This is a genomic window from Mucilaginibacter sp., assembly GCF_028287845.1.
GTDB lineage: Bacteria > Bacteroidota > Bacteroidia > Sphingobacteriales > Sphingobacteriaceae > Mucilaginibacter.
Map to the genome: position 1 here is coordinate 1 of NZ_JAQBOW010000104.1, position 19,542 is coordinate 19,542.

Below are 19,542 nucleotides of genomic sequence, written 5' to 3' on the forward strand. Positions count from 1 at the left end.
GAACAGAGAAGTCAAGCCCGCCAGAGCCGATGGTACTGCGGTAAAACGTGGGAGAGTAGGTCGGTGCCCAATTTAAATCAGGAAAACCCTGTGAACTAAAGTTCATGGGGTTTCTTGTTTTATGGCACTTAGGTAATTAACCCGGTAATTAACCCGTCCGGGCGGGTGAAATATCGCTGCAATATCTAAGGTTGAAATTGGTATGGTTATATAAGTATTTAAATCATTACATTTGTTGATTAATCAATTATTATGATATTTTTTGAAGAAAAAAGGCAGGAAGTAATGGCACATATTGAGAAATTCATGCTTGAAAAAATGCAGGAATATCTTAAGCCCATCGACACCATCTGGCAACCATCTGATTTTTTGCCGGATTCTACAAGTAACACTTTTTTCAGCGAAATTAAAGACATGCAGGAAACAGCCAAAGGTCTGTCATACGATTTGATGGCTGTTTTAATTGGCGATACTATTACTGAAGAAGCTTTACCGACCTATGAATCATGGTTAACTATGGTTGAAGGCGTATCAAAAAATGAAGAGGGCGGCTGGATGAAATGGACCAGGCAATGGACAGCCGAAGAGAATCGCCATGGCGATCTGTTGAACAAATACTTATATCTTTCGGGCCGTGTTAACATGCGCGCTATGGAGGTATCCACCCAATATTTAATTGCCGACGGATTTGATATTGGTACCGGTCATGATCCATACCGTAACTTTATATACACTTCTTTCCAGGAGCTGGCCACTAATGTATCTCACCGCAGGGTAGCGTCGCAGGCAAAAAAAGATGGCGATGTGTTATTGTCAAAAATATGCGGTGTTATTGCTTCTGATGAAATGCGCCACGCAAAAGCATATAAATATTTTATCGAGAAAATTTTTGAGGTGGATCCTAACGAGGCAATGTTAGCTTTTGAGGATATGATGCGCAAGAAAATTGTTATGCCTGCTCACTTTTTACGCGAAGTAGGTTTAAAAATAGGCCAAACCTTTGGCCACTTTACTGATGCCGCACAACGGCTGGGTATTTATACCGCTGTTGACTATGTGGATATTTTGAAAGAACTTATAGCCGACTGGCATATTGAAAGCATAGGCGACCTGAATGAATCGGGCGAGAAGGCACGCGATTATATTGTTAACCTGCCAGACCGTTTATTGCGCGTTGCCGAAAGAATGAAAAATCCGATGTTAGAGTATAAATTCAGCTGGATAAACGGATAATTAGCCCCACCCAGCTTTCCCCCAAAAGGAGGGCTTTATGCAATTAAAGTCTCTCCTGTCCGGGGGAGATTATTTATAATATGTTTGTTTTTAAGGCGTTCATGAAGGCTGCGCCGTTTGGAGAGGAATTTATCCTTCGGTAACCAGATCCACTCCCCTGATATCATCTGTGAGGTCTTCAAACAAGCTATTTAATATGGATTCAACTGTGAGTGAGTTTACATCATCCACATAATGTTCATTACGAGTTATCCAAAGTTCCCTGCCTTTTATTTTTAAATGGAACAGTACACCATCATACATTTCTGGCTGCGAAATTTCGACAGCATCGCCTACCCGCTCAATTTTAAAGTCGATATCTTCCTGCCTTTGTTCTCTAAACAACGGGTTAAGATTTTGTGTTAAATGCGCCAGTAATTTATCCGGATTGATACGTGTATGCAGGGTTATAACTTTCATATATAAATTACAATTCTAAAAAGGTATTGTTTTATTTCTGATGGAGATATCAACCCACCTGTGATCCTGAGTTGTAAAATTTCGAAAAATTCTGAAGATGAAATGACAAGATTTATTTTGCAAGAAATCCCAATATCAAATTCGGATCAGGAATATTTTTAAGATATTTTTCTTTTTCAGAATACAGGCCAACGCCAGGGTAATCCCCTGTTTTGCCTTCCATATCAAACATCAGTTGAAAATGCAGGTGTGGGGGCCAGTGGCCGTTTTCATTGATATGGCCGAGTGCTGCAATTTTTTGATTTTTGCTGACGCTTTGTCCGGTACTTAAACCGGCTAAACTTTTGCGGCTTAAATGCCCGTAAAGACTATATAATATTAAACCGTCAAGATCATATTGTAAAATGATGGTGGGGCCATAATCGCCAAAATTATCATTGTCCTGAAAGCTATGTATAGTGCCATTTAATGGCGAGTAAACAGGTGTGCCGGCATCACTCCAAATATCAATGCCTAAATGTAAACGGCGCGGTTCATTGCCGGCATCAAACAGGGCGCTACGGGCATAAATAGTTCTGTGCTCCATATAACCACCAATGCCATAACGGCTATTGCTTGCCGTGAGTTTGGCATTTATCCAGCGGCTAAATTGCTCACTGTCTGTAACAATATCAAGGCTTAGTTCGGTATTGGCAGCGGTAAAATCAAAGGGATAAAGGCGATCTGTATCTGCATTAAAATCAACTATCTTGCCAATAGCATCGGGGTGTGCTTTAATATATGCTGCTAACCGGGTAGATGCATCCATGGCCCCCTCTAAATCTCCCCCGGCAGGGGAGACTTTATTGTTTAAGTTTTTAAAAGCTTTCTACCGGAAAGCTGTTGAAAAGTCTCTAAAAGTCCCCCTTACCGTAAAAGCCTCTACTGGAAAGCTTGTGAAGTGTTTGAAGTTTCCCCTACCCGGGGGGAGATTTAGAGGGGCCGGCTATTCAGTGTCCGGCTGTTTTTCTTCGCGATGTATTTTGTCGAATATCTTGTCCATACGATCTACATATTCGCTGGTGTCATCAATAAAAAACTCCAGTTGTGGTATTATCCTAACCTGATCCTTTATGCGGCTACCAAGCTTATAACGGATCTCTGAAGCATGTAATTTAACAGTTTGCAATGCAAGGGTTGTATTGGTGTTATTAAAAAAGCTTAAAAACACCCTTGCAATTGCCAGGTCGGGTGTAACCCTTACTTTGGTTATGGTTACCATAGTATTTGGTAAATAGTTCATGCCTTCACGCTGAAATATAGCGGCAAGGTCCTCTTGTATTACTCCGGCAAATTTTTGTTGACGTTTCGATTCCATAATGATTTAATTAACGCCAAACAGGCAAATGAGTTTGATTTTAATATTTAATATTAATAACGTTAAAGTTTTACCCTATAGCTTGCAGCCTTTAGGTATATCTTTAGTAATAGTTATTATTTTTGTTACTATAAGTGTATTGTTATAACCTTCCTCGCCTTTATGGCCCCCGTCGTCATTTTTGTCAGACGTTACGATCTTGCCTTCTGCTTCAACGTAAACAGGTTCGTTGGGCTTTTCAAATGGCACAAGCTGCCCGTATTTTAACTCTAGCTGCTTCGAGCTGTCTGTAACCCAGTATTCATGCCCGTCGGCACAATCTTTAAATATTTTGGCTTCGGGCCCTAAACTATACAGTCCCTTAAACACATGCGCAGCCTCTTTTTTATCCGACTTATTTTTACAGGCAAACATACCGATAACAATCAGTACACCTAATAAGTATTTGAGTTTGGTTATACGCATCCAACAAAATTATAAATCCTGTTTAATATCATCCAATCCTTTTATACTTAACCGCGCGCTAATACCCGACGCAATTGCCGAAATAACAGCAACGGTTAAAAACACTACGCCAAAATCGGCTAATTTTATAGCAATGGGGTAGGCATCAACCACTGTCATTTTTTCGCCAAGCTTTATAAAGCCATAGTGTTGTTGCAATATACAAAATATGAAGCCAAGCGCAAGGCCAGCCACACAGCCAATTACAGATATCATCATTCCCTCGAAAAAGAATATGCGTTGTATTAAATTCCTATCAGCGCCCAAGCTGGTTAAAACGGCAATATCCTTGCGTTTATCAATAACCAGCATGGTTAAGGTACCGATAATATTAAATATGGCAATAGTTAATACAAAGGTTAAAATCATAAATATACTTAACCGTTCGCCACCCAATACTTTATATAATTCGGTATCCTGCTCCTTGCGGTTTTTCACGGTGAAGTTATTACCTATTTTATCCTGTATTTCTGTCTGTACATTATCAAGGTTAGTGTCTTTGTTATAATTAAGATCAATAGATGAAACCTTAATCGGTATATCAAGCAGCCCGCGGGTAAATTCAATAGGTACTACAACTATGTCATCAAATTCCTGCTGGATAGAAAATACACCCGATGATAAAATACCGCGCGTAATAAACTCATCCGCGGGGTTCACAGAAACAGCAGTACCGCGCCGCGGAGAATATATTTGCAATGGCGATTGCTCATCGCGAATATTAACTGATAAGTTATTTTGCACAATTGCACCAATAACAGCCATTGGCCTGCCATCACTATGTAAAGTGAATGAGCCATCTTGTATGGTACTATCCAGCATGTTATTTTTTAAAAAATCATCACTCACTCCTTTTAAGGTTGATATAAATGATTTGTTACCATACATAATGAGCACTTTTTCCTGCAATACATCTGTATAGGAAAATAGCCTTGCATCCTTATGCAGCGATTTAAAATAAGGTGTGTTAGGATCAAACGTTTTACCCATGCGGGCCTCTATCCTCAATTCGGGCGAGAAGTTACTGTACAGATTAAGCACTACTTTTTCTAACCCGTTAAATGCCGACAGTACAATAATTAACGCCGCGCTGCCAATTAATACGCCCAGCATAGATATACCAGATATGATATTTATGGCATGCATTTTCTTACTTGAAAACAGGTACCGCTTAGCTATATAGATGGAAGTATTCAAGTTATGGGTTGTATATGATGAGTTTTATCTCACTGCAAAACTACGTTAAAAATGGATTGGATTGTTTTTCAAACCCGATAGTTGTTTCGGGGCCATGACCGGGATAGATGGTGCAGCTATGAGGCAGGGTAAAAAGTTTTTCTTCGATGTTTTTTATCAGCAGTTCAAAACTACCGCCGGGCAGGTCGGTACGGCCAATGCTACCCCTAAATAATACATCACCGCCTATAACGTAATTAGCTTCCTGGTCATGATAACATAAATGAGCCGGAGAATGGCCTGGCGCATAGATTAAGTTTAATGTAGTATTGCCAAAGCTAACGGTGCCTGTTTCGGGCAAATATTCATCAGGCATGGGCGAGGGGTCATACCGTATCCCAAACTGTGGAGCATAGGCGATAACCGCATCCAGCACATCCTGTTCGCCTTTGTTAAATTTTGGTTTTAGTCCGTATTGATCAAACACAAATTTATTGCCCAGCACATGGTCTATATGGCAATGGGTGTTTAGCAGTAAAACAGGATTTAAATTATTCTCTTTAATGAAATTCACAACAACATTTTGCTCGGCGGCATTATCCATACCCGGATCAATGATGGCGCATTCGCCGCTTTCATCATATAAAATGTAAGTGTTTTCGCTGAAGGGGTTGTTGGGGAATACTTTTACTGAAGCCATATCTTAATTTAATTTCAAATTCGGAATGTTTATTTAATAGTTAGTATTTGTAATTATTAATATGATGATTTTCAGAATATTACAACTTTTTACTGTCCCACGGTGTCCCAAGTGTCCCACGTGTACCCACGTGTACCCACGTGTACGTGGGACAGTACAGTAATAACATTTAACGGTATAGGCCTATTGCTGCATTTGCTTACTTCACTGGGGAGTTAATTTTCTATATCGATTTAATCACCAAATGCTTTAAAATCATTAATATTTAACTAATTCCGTATTCGAATTTTCGCAATCTGCATTTTGCTACTTCCACCTAAAGCTTTTTATCATCACACCAATATCCTGCTTAACAAAGTTTAGCACAGGTTGTATGGAATCAAGCCGAGGTTCAGTATTAAAATACAATGCACCACGCAGATAGTTTTTTGCACTATCAGTTAAAAAAAACTGTACAGATGATGCCGCGTTGCCATCAATAGTATAATAAATACCGTAAACTTTATGATCAGGAAACCGTATGTTTCCCTGGTCAATTCCGCTTGATTTTACGGTGTTTTTAAAAGCCAGTTTGCGGGCATCCTCAACCAGTTCATTAAATTCTTTTTTTGACGTAAGTGGTTCATAACTTAAATGGAGCGTGCCATTAAGCTGCGGAAACTGCATATTTAATAAGTATTCCATTTTTTGTATACTGCCTGGCAGCCTGCCTTTTGGGGCAAGCTCCATATCGGCATACTTTGGATATAAAAAAGTAAAGGGGTAATTGGATACATATTCCCGGTATTCTTTTTTAGGCAATACAATACGGTAATATCCCCTTGGTTTTGGAGAATAATCATGATTGCCCCCGCAAGCGGCCAAAAACAATAAGGCAAATATTATTATTGCAAATATTCTCATGGATACTTCTCCTTCGCTGTCCATATCTCCCATGATTTTTCGGCTTGTAATACCAGCATTTCGTAGCCATTTTTAGAGGTTGCACCCTGTTCTGCACCTTTTTGTAAAAATAGGGTTTCTGCAGGATTATATATCAGATCGTACAATAAATGCTCGTTAGTTATTGCCTCGTAAGGTATTGGCGGACATTCATCAATTTTTGGCGCCGTACCCAGCGGCGTGGTATTTATAATGAGTTTATGGCTTTTTATATGATGCGGCTTCAGATCTTTAAACAACAAATTACCAGGATGCGGACTGCGGGTAACTACTTTAAAGTTAATTTCAAGGTTTTCAAGGACACATTTAACAGCTTGTGCCGCGCCACCATCGCCTAATATTAAGGCATCGGTATGCTGATTTCTTAATAATGGCCTTAATGACATTTCAAAGCCGTAAATATCTGTATTAAAGCCTTCCAGCCTAAAATCATGCCCCTCCACGCCAACCTCGCCAGAGAATGCTGCCAGTAACGGGCTTTCTTTGCTTATGCGTATGCAATTTACCGCGCCCGCCGCACGTGCATCATGTTCTATCCAGTCCAGGTATTTTAATACATTCTTTTTATGCGGAACAGTAACATTAAGGCCGCATAATTGCGGATTAACATCTAAGAGGTCCTGCAAATCTTTTATATGTTCTAACGGATAAAGGTCATATACCGCGTCGGTAATATTTTCATCGGCAAACTTTGTGGTGAAGTATTTTTTTGAAAAAGAATGCGAAAGCGGAAAGCCGATAAGCCCATATTGTTTCATGCTGTAATATTAATAACAAACAACGAGGATTTTAAATTTTTTATATAGACGCCCGGATAATCTTTTTGATTTAACATTATTACATAAAAATCGCACCATTTATCACGCTTTATTTATATTTGGAAGCACTTTAACCTTAGCTATTTAATTTATCTTTTTTAAAAAATGAAAAAAGTAATTCTTGTAACCGGAGCTTCATCAGGTATTGGATTGGCCAGCGCTACTGCCCTGCACGAAGCAGGACACACAGTTTATGGCACCACACGTAACCTTGCAAAAAAGGTAAACGTACCTTTTAATTTAATTGAACTAGACGTAACCGACGATGCATCAGCAAAGGCCGCCGTTGATAAAATTATAAAAGCCGAAGGGAAAATTGATGTTTTGGTAAACAATGCCGGAAACGGTATTGCAGGCCCCGCGTATGCTATGCCGGTTGATAAGGCCAAGCAACAATTCGAGGTTAACTTTTTTGGTGTGGTACGTATGTGCAGCACGGTTATACCCGAGATGCTAAAAAACAACAGCGGTATTGTAGTTAACATAAGTTCGTTAGCCGGTTTATTTGGCTTGCCATACCAAAGCATGTATGTTGCCTCGAAATATGCTGTAGAAGGCTATTCTGAAAGTATGCGCATGGAACTACGTAAAACAGGCATTAAAATAGTAACCATTAACCCCGGCGATTTTAAGACAGAATTTACCGGAAGCCGCGAAAAAATACCTTTTACGGTAGATCACGCTAAGTTAAAGGCTAATTATGACATCGCTATCACCAGTATAGAAAAAGACGAAAATGCCGGTGCCGATCCATCGGCTATTGGTAAGCAACTGGTTAAAATAGTTGCTAAATCAAGTCCGGCGCACCAGTATTTGGTAGGTGCTATCGGGCAAACCATAGCCGTTACTTTAAAGAAGGTATTGCCAGGTGGGATATTTGAGGGGTTAATGGCCGATCATTACGGGATAAAATAATTTAATTATACAATAATACTCTTTGTCATTTCGAACGAAGAGAGAAATCTATACACCTGCATAACGAAATTAGCAGGTGTATAGATTTCTCCTCGTACCTCATTCGAAATGACATTTTATTTTGAACAGTGGGAAAAGATAAAATAAGGCGCTTTGCAGAGATAGAAACTTTTAGCAATGTTTTGCAGCTGGACGGGGGCAAGCCCTACAAAGGCGAATGGAGCAAAGGTTTTTTTAAAAATGATAATCCGGTGGTGCTTGAGCTGGCCTGTGGTAAAGGTGAGTATACAGTGAACCTGGCAGTACTGTTTCCTGACAAAAATTTTATAGGGATAGATTACAAAGGCAACCGTATATGGCGCGGCGCTAAAACCGCATTAGAAGATGGGGTAAATAACGTTGCATTTTTACGTATCCAAATAGAGAACCTGACAGATTATTTTGCCCCCGGCGAGGTTGATGAAATTTGGATAACTTTTCCTGATCCGCAACCGCAATTGAGCCGCGAGAAAAAGCGTTTAACCTCTCCAAGATTTTTAAATAAATACATTGAATTATTAAAACCGGGCGGCTGTGTTAACCTGAAAACGGATAACGACGGCTTATATACTTACACCGCAGAAAAAATTCAGGAACGGAAATTAAAGGAGCATGTTAATACGGCGAATCTTTATCATTCTGAATATGCCGATGAGGTTTTATCCATCAAAACCTATTATGAGAAAAAATATTTAAAGGATAATAAAAATATTAACTACCTTAAATTCTCATTTCAATAACCCCAATGCCCGATTATAACTTTTACGATAATGTTTATGATGTTGCCCGGCAAATACCAGCGGGCAGGGTAACTTCATACGGCGCTATTGCCAGTTATTTGGGTACAAAAGGATCATCGCGAATGGTGGGTTATGCCATGCAGGCTTGCGGAGCAGCCCAACCCCCTGTACCGGCGCATAGGGTAGTGAATCGTCAGGGACTGTTAACCGCAAAGTTTCATTTTGGTGGCGATACTATGCAGCAGCTGTTAGAGGCCGAAGGCGTTAAAGTAAAAGACGACCAGGTGCAGGATTTTAAAACCGTGTTTTGGGATCCGGCTGCGGAGTTGGCTTTGTAAAGATAAAATTGTCATTCTGAGCATAGCGAAGAATCTTATACAATTGATAGGTTAGCGTTTTACTTATCGCGCATATAAGATTCTTCGCTATGCTCAGAATGACAAAAATAATTATTATTCCTCTGGTGATTTTGGTGGTGCAGGCTTAGTAACCCCTGTCTTAAATCTCGGTGTGAAGCCGATCTTGGGCTTATCCTCAACCGGTGTCTCTTCTTGCTTTTCTTCAGGATCAGCAGTTTCGGCAGGTTTAGTAACCCCAGTCTTAAACCTCGGCGTAAAACCAACTTTTGGTTTTTCTTCGGCTGGTGCTTCTTCTTTCTTTTCTTCGATTGGCGCTTCGGCAGGTTTTGTAGCGCCGGCTTTAAACCGTGGCGTAAAACCAACCCTTGGTTTATCAGAAACAGGTATTTCCTCTTTCTGTTCTTCAACCCGAGCTTCAGGCTTAGGTGGTACGGCAGCTTTAAATCGTGGTGTAAAGCCAGCGTTTGGCGTTGCAAGTTCTTCTAAACTTTCAGTTATCGTTTGCTCGGCTAACTGATTTTCAATTCTTGGTTTTTCGGTTTTTACCTCGGGTGGTAAATTGTATTGCCGGCGAATTTTATTGAACCAGTATTTTTTGGTGTGATCAAAACTCTTTTCGCCCATTTGCTCGAAATGTGTTTTAAATTCAGAAAATAAGCCGGGCTCAGCTTGTTTAAAGGCTGCCAGGTCAATTCTCTTCTTTGTAAAAAACTCCTCGAACGTCATTGTTTAGCTTGTAGTGATATCTAAATCTAGTTTATTAAAATGTATCCCTTTATCAGTTTGCATCCAGTCTTCTCGTTCCTCATCGCTTGCGTTTAACAATTTCGGGAACCACTCCAACGGGAAAGCCTGTTGTTTACCATTCTCACTTTCAACAAACAGCAAGCCATTGTTAAATATTACTTTAACTTTCTTTTCCTGCTTACGTGTATGGAAGAACGGCATTGTTTTTGTCTGAACTTTGATTTTTAGGTTGGAGGATTTACCTGATTTTGAATAGCAAATTGGCAACTAATCTCTAATTACCAATTAACTAATCTCTAAATCTACTCTGCCATATTATGATACACCGCCTGCACGTCATCATCTTCCTCTAAGCGGTCTATCAGCTTTAATACATCAACAGCCTGCTCTTCGGTCACTTCTTTAAATGACTGTCCTACACGCTCTAATTTTGCCGATCTTACTTCAATTCCCATCTCCTCTAAAGTCTTTTGCATTTTGCCAAAATCTTCAAAAGCAGTATGTAATACAGCTATATCGTTTCCTTCCTCGTCTGCTTCAACAAACAGATCTTCTAAGCCGGCATCTATCAGCTCAAATTCCAGTTCTTCCAGGTCGCGGTCGCCGGGCACAAATGTAAAAACAGACTTACGGGTAAAAATAAAATCAAGCGACCCGGTTTTGCCCAGCGCGCCATTATATTTGGTAAAGTAGCTGCGTACATTAGCTACGGTACGGTTAATATTATCAGTAGCTGTTTCTACCAGTATGGCAACACCGTGCGCGGCGTAGCCCTCATAAACCAGCTCTTCGTAATCTTTCTCGTCGCGGCTTGTTGCGCGCTTAATAGCGGCTTCCACGCGATCTTTAGGCATATTTACCGCCTTAGAGTTTTGTACCGCGGTACGCAAACGCGAATTGGTATTCACATCACCGCCACCGGCTTTAACGGCCATCACTATTTCTTTACCCAAACGGGTAAACTGTACGGCCATTTTGGCCCAACGCTTAAATTTTCTTTCTTTACGGAATTCGAATGCTCTTCCCATATTATAGTTAGTAATCCTTATTTAGGCAGGATTTTGAGGTACAAATATAATGTTTATGTTTTTAGATATTTATCGCAGAAAGGTTATTACCTATTTGGGTAACTGCGACGGTGCTATTAAATCGGCTTCTGTATAAAGGTCTTCTTCGTCCTTTAAAAAGTCAAACAACTCGCCCGATGCAAATTTATATACATCAATGATATCATCAATAACAACTTGCTTTGCCATATTCAAATATAATAAATATTAGCCCGTAGAATGAAGTAAGTTTATTTGCTATTTTTTAAATTCTCCAATATATCGGCAGTCATACTGCTCAGGTCAAATTTTTGTTTCCAGCCCCAGTCGTTTTGCGCGTAGGTATCATCTATTGATTTTGGCCAGCTATCGGCAATTGCCTGCCGTGGATCATGTTCACTATAACTTATTTCAAAATTGGGGATATGTTTTTTTATTTCTGCGGATAATTGCGCCGGTGTAAAACTAATGCCGCCCAGGTTGTAAGATGAGCGAATGGTTAAATTTTTAGCCGGTGCATCCATTAATGATAGGGTTGCCCTTATGGCATCTTCCATATACATCATTGGCAAAGCGGTATCAGCAGAAAGAAAGCTTTCATATTTGCCATTTGCCAAAGCCTCATGGAAAATATTTACCGCATAATCGGTAGTGCCGCCGCCGGGTTCAGATCGCCAGCCTATTAAGCCCGGATAACGAATGCTGCGTACATCTAAACCGTATTTGGTAAAGTAATATTCGCACCAGCGCTCGCCGGCCAGTTTGCTAAAACCGTAAACAGAATTTGGGTCCATTATACAAAACTGCGGCGTGTTTTCCTTGGGCGAGTGCGGCCCGAAAACAGCGATAGAGCTTGGCCAGAAAACTTTGGCAGTTTTAAATTCAACGGCAAAATCAAGTATATGGATAAGGCCGGTCATATTAAGGTCCCAGGCCAGTTTTGGTTTTTGTTCGCCTACGGCTGATAGGATGGCTGCCAGTAAATAAACTTGTGTAGGACGGTGTTTTTTGAATACTTTATGCAGGTTGTCTTTATCTAAAACGTTAACCAGTTCAAACGGTCCTTCATTAATTATAGGATGATCTGTATTGCGGATATCTGATGCTATCACCCGGTCGTTGCCATATTTGGCGCGCAGGTTCATTACCAATTCGGTACCAATTTGCCCGTTGGAGCCAATCACCATTATTGTTTCATTCATATTAAGCATCAGTTGCAGCAAAGGTAAAAATTTGGGTCGAATGAACGACTTTTTCCTGCTACAGATACAAATATGAGTCATCATTTACAATAATTTAGACCTGTAAATAAAAAAATCCCGATATTTGGCGTTATATAATAAATTATTAATTAACAATTTAAAAAAATGAAGATCGCCGTAAGGCAGCTTCATTACCGTTAAAAAACAAATTAAACACAATGAAACCTCCGAAGGAAGCTTCATTACAATTAAAAAAACAAATTAAACACAATGAAAATCGCAGTTGTAGGTGCCACAGGATTAGTTGGCACTAAAATGTTGCAGGTTCTGGCAGAACGCAACTTCCCCGTTACAGAATTATTATTAGTCGCATCAGAAAAAAGTGTTGGTAAGGAAATCACTTTTAAGGGTAAGGCTTATAAGGTAATCTCTGTTGAGGACGCGATAAAACAGAAGGCTGACATTGCCTTATTTTCGGCAGGTGGCAGCACATCATTGGAGCAAGCTCCGCTTTTCGCGGCAGCAGGTACTACGGTAATTGATAATTCATCAGCATGGCGCATGGACCCAACCAAAAAATTGGTTGTGCCCGAAGTTAATGCCGATGTACTAACTCCCGAAGATAAAATTATTGCCAACCCAAATTGCTCAACCATACAAATGGTAGTGGCTTTAAAACCATTGCACGATAAATATAAAATTAAACGCGTGGTTGTTTCAACCTACCAATCAGTAACCGGTACCGGCGTTAAGGCGGTAGATCAGTTGATGAATGAGCGTAATGGTATTGACGGCCCAATGGCATACCCATATAAAATTGACTTGAACGTTTTACCTCATATTGATGTATTTACCGAGAACGGGTACACAAAAGAGGAAATGAAAATGGTTAAAGAGACCAATAAAATTATGGGCGACGATAGCATCCGTGTTACGGCTACTACCGTGCGTATACCGGTTATGGGCGGTCACTCAGAGTCTGTAAACATTGAGTTTGCCAATGATTTTGACCTGGCAGAAGTAAGAGAACTATTAGCAAAATCGCCGGGCATAATTGTTACCGACGACGTAGCAAACCTTAAATATCCTATGCCGCTTGACGCGCACGATAAAGACGAAGTATTTGTGGGCCGTATCCGCAGGGATGAGAGCCAGGCAAATACACTAAATTGCTGGATAGTGAGCGACAACCTGCGCAAAGGCGCGGCAACCAATGCTGTACAAATTGCCGAGTATTTGGTAGCTAATCATTTAGTAGGGCAGGCGGTGCTTAGTGAATAGAGATTGGTGATTAGAGATTAGTTTTCAATTTAAAAGGGATAGCCGGTTGGTTATCCTTTTTTTGTTTATAGTAATTTCAACTTTCCCAAAACCATCCTTTCAACCGCCTGTAGTATTTATAGAGTTAAAACTTAAATTATAACTATTATGGAAAGCTTAAGTAATAAAAAAGTAGCTATCCTTACCGAAGAAGGATTTGAGCAGGTGGAGTTAACCAGTCCGCAGCAAGCGTTAAAGGATGCTGGCATAACGGTACATGTGATATCGCCAAAGAGCGGGAAAGTCAAGGCATGGAATGAAACCGACTGGGGCATTGAAGTTAACGTAGACAAACAACTAAGGGAGGTTAGTCCGGATGATTATGACGCGCTGGTGTTACCCGGCGGTGTACTTAACCCGGATAAACTAAGACAGAATAAAGACGCGGTTGCATTTGTATCGGCATTTTTGGATGAGGGCAAGACGGTAGCGGCTATTTGCCACGGGCCACAAATGCTGATAGAAACCGGCATGATAAATGGGCGCACACTAACATCGTTCCCATCATTACGAACCGATCTTAAAAATGCCGGAGCGCACTGGATAGACCAGGAAGTTGTTGTTGACAATGGCTTAGTAACTAGCCGTACGCCTGCAGACTTGCCAGCCTTCAACAAAAAAATGATTGAAGAAATTGCTGAAGGCGTACATCACGGGGTGTAGGCTCTTAACTCCACACTTTTGTCATCTCGACTGAAAGGAGAGATCTATACACGCGCTAGTCTACCTATCAATGTATAGATTTCTCTCTTCGTTCGAAATGACATAAGGAGGTAGATTTCTTACCTTTGCACCATGTCATCCAAAAAAGCTGTCATTATTGGTGCAGGGATAGCCGGAATTGCAGCCGCTATTCGTTTAGCTGTTAAAGGCTACGCGGTTGAGGTTTTTGAGGCTAATGTTACCCCCGGCGGTAAACTGGCCGAAATAGAAAAGGATGGTTTCCGCTTTGATGCCGGGCCGAGCCTGCTTACCATGCCCCAATATATTGATGAACTGTTTGAACTGGCTGGAAAGGAACCCCAAGCTTATTTTCAGTATCAAAAGCTGGATATTAACTGCAAATACTTTTACGAGGATGGTACCAAATTAACCGCTTACGCGGATAAGGCTTTATTTGAAAAGGAAGTAACCACAGTTATTGGCGAGCCTGCCTCAGCCATAGAAAAACAAATAGCCAACAGCGCTAAAATATATGAGCTGACGGATCCTGTTTTTCTGCAAAGGGCATTTAGCGGCTTAAAAAGCTTGTTTAACAAAGAAGGATTTAAGGCATTATTCAATTTAGGTAAGTTGGACACCTCACGCACCATGTATCAGGCTAATCAAAACTTATTTAAAGATGAGCGCATGGTGCAGTTTTATGACCGCTATGCTACCTACAACGGTTCTAACCCATACCAGGCACCGGCAACGTTAAATATAATTCCGCATTTAGAGCAGCATTACGGGGCTTATTTCCCTAAAGAAGGTATGTATAGCATAGTCACAAATTTGGTTTATCTGGCGAAAATATTGGGCGTTAAATTTCATTATAATTCAACCGTTGAGGAGATTGTTTTAAAGGGCAGAAAGGCTATAGGGATAAAAATAAAAGGCGAAGTTATTAATGCTGATGTAGTTGTATCGAACATGGATATTTGGTTCACTTATAATAAATTGTTAAGTGCTTATCCAAAACTTCATCCTAAAAAAATATTACAGCAGGAGCGTAGCAGTTCGGCATTGATATTTTACTGGGGGATAAATAAAAAGTTCGTCAAGCTTGATTTGCATAACATTTTTTTCAGTGCTGATTATAAAGCAGAATTTGATCATATCTGGAAAGAAAGATCTATTTATCACGATCCAACAATTTATCTTAATATCACCTCCAAATTAAAACCAAGGGACGCGCCGCCGGGATGCGAGAATTGGTTCGTGATGATAAACGTCCCGGCCAATACCGGGCAGGATTGGAACGGTTTAATTAATAGCGCCCGGCAAAATATACTGGCTAAACTTTCCAGCCTGTTAAATGAAAATATAAGTAAACTAATTATCAGCGAAAGCGTGCTTGACCCGCGCGGTATTGAGAGTAAAACTTCATCCTACCAGGGATCGATTTACGGTACCAGCTCTAATAGCAAATATGCCGCATTTATGCGCCATGGTAACCGGTCATCAAAAATAAAGAATTTGTATTTTGTTGGTGGTAGCGTGCATCCGGGTGGTGGGATACCGTTGTGTTTGTTATCGGCTAAGATTGTGAGCAAGGGGCTGTAACAGATTTGACAATTGACATATTAAGCCAACGCTATCTTCGATGCTTTCATATTAACCGGTTGCGGCACTTTTACATAATACCCCGTACCATCATAAACCCGTTTACGCGGATGCTCTTTACAGGAATCACTACAGCAGCCATCCAAGGCGGTGCCGCACTCGTCGCATTGGGTAAAGTGTTCATTGCATTCAGGGTTAGCGCAGTTGATCATTTTTTCGGTGGTTTTACCGCAGTTGTAGCAGGTTGATATTGCCACCGGGTTAACGCTGTTTACCTCAACAGATAAACGATTGTCAAACACATAACATTTACCTTCAAAATCCTCGCCGCCCGCTTCTTTACCATATTTAATAATGCCACCATGCAATTGATAAACATCTGTAAAACCCTCATGCAGCAACAGGGCCGATGCCTTCTCGCATTTAATGCCGCCGGTGCAGTAGGTAACTATCTTTTTGTCTTTGTATTGGGCAAGCTCGTTTATCTTATCCGGGAAATCTCGAAAGTTCTCGATATCCAACGTAATGGCATTTTTAAATTTGCCCAGATTGTGCTCATAATTAGAACGTACATCCAGAATAATCACATCCTTATTATTTTTCATCTCCAAAAACTCTTTCGGCTCTAAATGTTTGCCGGTTTTTAATTGGGGATTGATGATGTGTGGATCGCGCAGGCCCGAGTGTACGATTTCTGATTTATAGCGCACGTGCATTTTTACAAATGATGGCGTATCAACCTCGTCAACCTTAAAATCGATGTTTACAAAGCGCGGGTCGGCATGCAGGGTATCCATATAGGTCTTACATGATTCCGCAGCACCCGAAACGGTACCATTTAATCCTTCTTCGGCAACAATTATGCGCCCGGTAAGGTTAAGATCTTTACAAAATTTTAAATGATCGGCAGCAAATTGCTCCGCGTCTGCTATTGTCGAATAACAATAGTAAAGTAATGTGTTGTATTGTCCCATAAAATCATTGATGCCGCTGCAAACGGCGTTAAATGAGGAGCAAAGATAAAGATTAGTTATTGAAGATTAAAGATTAGTGATTTGCAAAATGTATTAGTAATGGTCAAATATTACTTCCACTGTACGACCTGCTTTAATGTAAATATTACGTTTAGGGACTATCAAACCAATCTTTAACCTCTAATCTTCAATTTTTAAAAATTACCTTATACCGTAAAATATCCTTATTCCCTGGATATATTTCTTATTACCTGCGTATGATACACCATAATCAATTCTGAAAATGAGGCGTTGCAGACCAAAATAAAACTCAGAGTAATTGGGGTTGTTTTTTTCGGTAAGATAGTTGGCGCCTATTATCTCTTCGAGTTTAAATTTTCGTATAAAAGGTATCTGGTTTAATATAAACCCCGAAAAATTATGTTGGTAATGGGCCTCAAGGTATCCGCCATTGGCACTGTAGGTATAAAATGGCAGGAAGTGAAAACTACCTACGTAAGTAGGATCGAAAGTAGTTCCCTGGTTACCCAAAAAGTGATTATAATCCATATAGTATAACGTCTTATGGGTAAAGAAATCTCCGCCCGTAAGTTTGAATGATGAATAACCTGCTAAACCCAGCCTGATATGCTCTTTAGAAATATCAACCGAAGCAAAATCGTAGTTTGCATCCGAACCAAAAACTCCCGGTATAGCTTTGCGGTAATTTACCGTAAGAGTTGGATATTGCGATGGTATATAAATTTTACCGGTTGGGCGGGTAATATATTGCTGATCAAACGTAAAGTTAATCGAAGTATTAAAAGTAAAAGCCTGATTTTGCGGGAACAGAATGGAGCTGTCATCTGCCGGTGCTGTCTCTGGCGCAAGCGGATTGTTAGACGTATAGCGCCTGGTTTTAGAAGTAAATATATGGCCGTAAGAGGTATTAAATAACTGTGTACGGTTAGCATAGGATAGGAAGGCTGTCCACAACACCCCATTGGCTAATTCATGTTTATAACCCAGGTTACCATACTCAGACCGGTAATATTTCACATAGTTGTTATTGCTCAGCAGCGTACTCAGTGTATTAAAATATAGCGAGCGGGTACCTACATTGTTTAGGTCGAGTATGTCATTACCAAAATCTAAAAAGAATTCGCCGGCATGAAACGGATCGTAGGTGTAAGATGAGTGCACATTGGCGCTAAATAATTTATTGCCCCATCCGTAGCGTATATTAGGCGTTATGCTGTATTTCCTAAAATCGTCAAGCACTTTAGTGTATCTTACTTTTAAATTTAAACCTAATCCTTCAACTGTATTATAGTAAAGGGTTTGTATAAAAGGGTAAACGTATAAAGAGTCTTTATGATCGTGGCTGGTTGCTGTAAATCCAAATACAGTGTAAGGGATTACCAATAGCCTGTTTTTGCTTTTATGTAAAGAATCAAGGTAGGGCTTTGTTTTCTGCACTGCGGCTATACTATCTTTTTTCTGAAAATCTCTGGTTTCGGTGGCTGTTAAGGGCACGGGCCGATGATTGTACCAATAATCCGCGTCTTTTAGGTTTGCTGCGGTATCAATTCGTAGCACCTCGCCATTATAAAAGCCGGGAGGTTCTACATTAAATTTATAGTTGTTATAAATGCCAAGGTAATAGCCTTCAAATTTAAATCCTAATACAGTTCCCTTGTAATCATATTCAATGGCAACCGGCATCCAGGTGCTATCCCTTATGGGTACGTATTGCTGGCTTATCTTCATAGTATCAACCAGGTTAAGAACATTGTCTTTGCTGGTTAATTGCAGATCTACGCTATAAAGGCGCCAATCGCCCTCAACTATATAAATATTGCCGCGAAATACCGGGTCATGCTGCCTGCGTGGCTGTAGCTCAATTTTATCAATGGTTTGCCCGTTTATCTGCGAAACCCCTACTAATTTAAAACGATAGTAAGAAAATGCATTTGAAGCAACCGGCGATACAAATCCGCGGCTGCTTAAACCATGTACGGTAAAAATATTTTCATAAAAATTTCCCTGTAGATCAGAAACCTTATTGTAGCTGAATGTTGGTGTGATACCGGCCATCCTGGTAGATATATTGACTTCTTTTACCTTATTGGGTCGCTCATAATTAAAAGTTGATATTGATTCCGACTGGTACAATATACCACGTCCGTTGGTATCCAGGGCAAGGACCTTTGCAACCCCCTGCCTTAATAAAGCCTTGGGCGCGCTTGTTAATTTTTGTACTCCTTTTACATAAACAACACATGAGTATGATTTGATCTCGTTCAGGTGATATTCGCGTTTATTAATAACCTTGCGCATAATATCCATAGCCGCGGTATCACGCCCCTTTTTGTCTTTACCAGAAACCTGCCGTAATTGAAAAATATCATCCTCCATTTGCAGGTTCAATAGTACGTCACGGTCGGTAATGGTTACTTTTTCTACCCGCTCTTTATAGCCTACAAAACGGTATACAACGTTATAAGTGCCGGGGTCTAATTTGAATTTATAAGCACCCTCCTCATTACTGGTGGTGCCATAGGTGGAGTTACGGATATAAACTGCTGCGAATGCAATAGGGTTATGTTTTTGATCGGCAATATGGCCCGATAAAACAAATTGCTGCGCTGATGCTTTAAATGTAAAAGCACCCGATAATATAAAAACAGATAGTAAAAGTATCCTCATATATTTCACAATTAATGTTTTAAAGCCAAAAATGTTTGCACAAACAAATAATATTATT

22 protein-coding genes are annotated in these 19,542 nt (G+C 40.2%); 7 read left to right on the plus strand and 15 right to left on the minus strand.

Annotated features, from left to right (window positions below; translation table 11 throughout):
- Positions 1-252: 252 nt before the first annotated feature.
- Positions 253-1,233 carry an acyl-ACP desaturase gene (locus JWP71_RS10240; RefSeq protein WP_299499368.1) on the plus strand — a complete coding sequence of 327 codons (981 nt, stop codon included), beginning with the start codon at positions 253-255 and terminating at the stop codon, positions 1,231-1,233.
- 129 nt (positions 1,234-1,362) lie between these two features.
- Here JWP71_RS10240 and JWP71_RS10245 read toward each other — a convergent pair whose 3' ends face one another.
- The 8 genes from JWP71_RS10245 to aroE all read right to left on the minus strand — a co-directional run bounded on the left by JWP71_RS10245 (position 1,363) and on the right by aroE (position 7,129).
- Positions 1,363-1,692 (minus strand): hypothetical protein, encoded by a 330-nt coding sequence (locus JWP71_RS10245; RefSeq protein WP_299499371.1) that lies wholly within the window; start codon positions 1,690-1,692, stop codon positions 1,363-1,365.
- 112 nt (positions 1,693-1,804) lie between these two features.
- On the minus strand, positions 1,805-2,500 hold the full coding sequence (locus JWP71_RS10250; protein WP_299499374.1) for a peptidoglycan DD-metalloendopeptidase family protein: 696 nt from the start codon (positions 2,498-2,500) through the stop codon (positions 1,805-1,807).
- A gap of 177 nt (positions 2,501-2,677) precedes the next feature.
- Entirely contained in the window at positions 2,678-3,049 is a 372-nt protein-coding gene (gene rbfA / locus JWP71_RS10255) for a 30S ribosome-binding factor RbfA (protein ID WP_299499377.1), read from the minus strand.
- Between the two features lie 75 nt (positions 3,050-3,124).
- Positions 3,125-3,514: a hypothetical protein gene (locus JWP71_RS10260; RefSeq protein WP_299499380.1), complete on the minus strand. Its 390-nt coding sequence runs from the start codon at positions 3,512-3,514 to the stop codon at positions 3,125-3,127.
- Positions 3,515-3,523: 9 nt separating this feature from the next.
- On the minus strand, positions 3,524-4,750 hold the full coding sequence (locus JWP71_RS10265; RefSeq protein ID WP_299499382.1) for an FtsX-like permease family protein: 1,227 nt from the start codon (positions 4,748-4,750) through the stop codon (positions 3,524-3,526).
- A 40-nt stretch (positions 4,751-4,790) separates the two neighbouring features.
- Positions 4,791-5,429 (minus strand): MBL fold metallo-hydrolase, encoded by a 639-nt coding sequence (locus JWP71_RS10270; RefSeq protein ID WP_299499384.1) that lies wholly within the window; start codon positions 5,427-5,429, stop codon positions 4,791-4,793.
- Positions 5,430-5,735: 306 nt separating this feature from the next.
- Positions 5,736-6,356 (minus strand): gliding motility lipoprotein GldD, encoded by a 621-nt coding sequence (locus JWP71_RS10275; RefSeq protein WP_299499387.1) that lies wholly within the window; start codon positions 6,354-6,356, stop codon positions 5,736-5,738.
- Complete coding sequence (gene aroE / locus JWP71_RS10280) at positions 6,329-7,129, minus strand: shikimate dehydrogenase (protein WP_299499390.1); 801 nt, start codon at positions 7,127-7,129, stop codon at positions 6,329-6,331. The genes JWP71_RS10275 and aroE overlap by 28 nt, the downstream gene beginning before the upstream one ends.
- A gap of 165 nt (positions 7,130-7,294) precedes the next feature.
- Between aroE and JWP71_RS10285 the strand changes: the two genes are divergently transcribed.
- The 3 genes from JWP71_RS10285 to JWP71_RS10295 all read left to right on the plus strand — a co-directional run bounded on the left by JWP71_RS10285 (position 7,295) and on the right by JWP71_RS10295 (position 9,221).
- Positions 7,295-8,104: an SDR family oxidoreductase gene (locus JWP71_RS10285; protein ID WP_299499393.1), complete on the plus strand. Its 810-nt coding sequence runs from the start codon at positions 7,295-7,297 to the stop codon at positions 8,102-8,104.
- 128 nt (positions 8,105-8,232) lie between these two features.
- Positions 8,233-8,883, plus strand: coding sequence for a tRNA (guanosine(46)-N7)-methyltransferase TrmB (gene trmB, locus JWP71_RS10290; protein ID WP_299499396.1), 651 nt, complete (start codon positions 8,233-8,235; stop codon positions 8,881-8,883).
- A gap of 5 nt (positions 8,884-8,888) precedes the next feature.
- Positions 8,889-9,221, plus strand: a complete 333-nt coding sequence (locus JWP71_RS10295; RefSeq protein ID WP_299499398.1) for an MGMT family protein — start codon at positions 8,889-8,891, stop codon at positions 9,219-9,221.
- Positions 9,222-9,335: 114 nt separating this feature from the next.
- Here JWP71_RS10295 and JWP71_RS10300 read toward each other — a convergent pair whose 3' ends face one another.
- The 5 genes from JWP71_RS10300 to JWP71_RS10320 form a co-directional block, all read right to left on the minus strand.
- Positions 9,336-9,968, minus strand: a complete 633-nt coding sequence (locus tag JWP71_RS10300) for a hypothetical protein (RefSeq protein WP_299499400.1) — start codon at positions 9,966-9,968, stop codon at positions 9,336-9,338.
- Between the two features lie 3 nt (positions 9,969-9,971).
- On the minus strand, positions 9,972-10,190 hold the full coding sequence (locus JWP71_RS10305) for a DUF2442 domain-containing protein (protein WP_299499402.1): 219 nt from the start codon (positions 10,188-10,190) through the stop codon (positions 9,972-9,974).
- Positions 10,191-10,291: 101 nt separating this feature from the next.
- Positions 10,292-11,017, minus strand: a complete 726-nt coding sequence (locus tag JWP71_RS10310; protein ID WP_299499404.1) for a YebC/PmpR family DNA-binding transcriptional regulator — start codon at positions 11,015-11,017, stop codon at positions 10,292-10,294.
- A 90-nt stretch (positions 11,018-11,107) separates the two neighbouring features.
- Positions 11,108-11,245 carry a hypothetical protein gene (locus JWP71_RS10315; RefSeq protein ID WP_299499406.1) on the minus strand — a complete coding sequence of 46 codons (138 nt, stop codon included), beginning with the start codon at positions 11,243-11,245 and terminating at the stop codon, positions 11,108-11,110.
- A 41-nt stretch (positions 11,246-11,286) separates the two neighbouring features.
- Positions 11,287-12,237, minus strand: coding sequence for an NAD-dependent epimerase/dehydratase family protein (locus JWP71_RS10320; protein WP_299499408.1), 951 nt, complete (start codon positions 12,235-12,237; stop codon positions 11,287-11,289).
- A 270-nt stretch (positions 12,238-12,507) separates the two neighbouring features.
- Here JWP71_RS10320 and JWP71_RS10325 point away from each other — a divergent pair, with 270 nt between their 5' ends.
- From JWP71_RS10325 to crtD, 3 genes are all read left to right on the plus strand, one after another.
- Positions 12,508-13,518, plus strand: a complete 1,011-nt coding sequence (locus JWP71_RS10325; protein WP_299499410.1) for an aspartate-semialdehyde dehydrogenase — start codon at positions 12,508-12,510, stop codon at positions 13,516-13,518.
- Positions 13,519-13,665: 147 nt separating this feature from the next.
- Entirely contained in the window at positions 13,666-14,220 is a 555-nt protein-coding gene (locus tag JWP71_RS10330) for a type 1 glutamine amidotransferase domain-containing protein (protein WP_299499412.1), read from the plus strand.
- A gap of 132 nt (positions 14,221-14,352) precedes the next feature.
- Complete coding sequence (gene crtD, locus JWP71_RS10335) at positions 14,353-15,822, plus strand: 1-hydroxycarotenoid 3,4-desaturase CrtD (protein ID WP_299499414.1); 1,470 nt, start codon at positions 14,353-14,355, stop codon at positions 15,820-15,822.
- A gap of 20 nt (positions 15,823-15,842) precedes the next feature.
- Here crtD and JWP71_RS10340 read toward each other — a convergent pair whose 3' ends face one another.
- Together JWP71_RS10340 and JWP71_RS10345 are read right to left on the minus strand one after the other, a co-directional pair.
- Positions 15,843-16,796 (minus strand): rhodanese-related sulfurtransferase, encoded by a 954-nt coding sequence (locus JWP71_RS10340; protein ID WP_299499416.1) that lies wholly within the window; start codon positions 16,794-16,796, stop codon positions 15,843-15,845.
- Between the two features lie 201 nt (positions 16,797-16,997).
- Complete coding sequence (locus JWP71_RS10345) at positions 16,998-19,484, minus strand: DUF5686 and carboxypeptidase regulatory-like domain-containing protein (protein WP_299499418.1); 2,487 nt, start codon at positions 19,482-19,484, stop codon at positions 16,998-17,000.
- Positions 19,485-19,542: the final 58 nt, after the last annotated feature.